The organism is Bartonella sp. AA168HLJHH (assembly GCF_042197365.1).
Classification (GTDB): Bacteria; Pseudomonadota; Alphaproteobacteria; order Rhizobiales; family Rhizobiaceae; genus Bartonella.
The window spans coordinates 1-537 of record NZ_JBHIRS010000096.1; the positions used below are offsets into that span (position 1 = coordinate 1).

Consider the following 537-nt stretch of genomic DNA (forward strand, 5'->3'; position numbering starts at 1 on the left):
ACCTTTTGATATGATTCTCTTGAAAGCTTATCACTCTTATAGAACGATTCTGGTTCTTTGAGAAAAAAACTAGAAAAGTCTATTTGCTTTGGGTTTGTTTTCTGATTCTTTGTTATAGCTTGATAGGCTTTTTCTGTTTGTGAAAGTTGTTCTTTTTTTAACGCAAGTTGTTTTTTAAAGAGCTCAATAATTTCCTCTTTTTTTAATAGCTTAATAAGCTCCAGATATTCTGCTGGTAGAGCAGGTGGTGGCGGTGGAGCAGGTGGTGGCGGTGGAGCAGACGATGGGGATTGTGCACATTTGTTTAGGACTCCAGTGCGGTCTGTTCCAAATATCCTCTTTTGATATTGAGCAAGTCCCAACGCTAGAAAATTGCATGTATCTGCTTGAAGAGAATCCGATGCATGTGCCAGATTTAGTATTCCCAAAAGGGTAATCATTCCTGTTATAATAAATCGCTTTTTCATCTGTCTCCTCGCTTGATTTCGGCAGGGATTGTTTTATTAATAGGCACGCGGTTCCTATCATTGGGCTGTT

The 537-nt window shown here is 38.9% G+C and carries 1 pseudogene; it reads right to left on the minus strand.

The annotated features are described in order from the left end of the window. Positions 1 to 467 (minus strand): annotated as a pseudogene (locus ACFINM_RS09940) (hypothetical protein); the annotation flags it as partial. Positions 468 to 537: the final 70 nt, after the last annotated feature.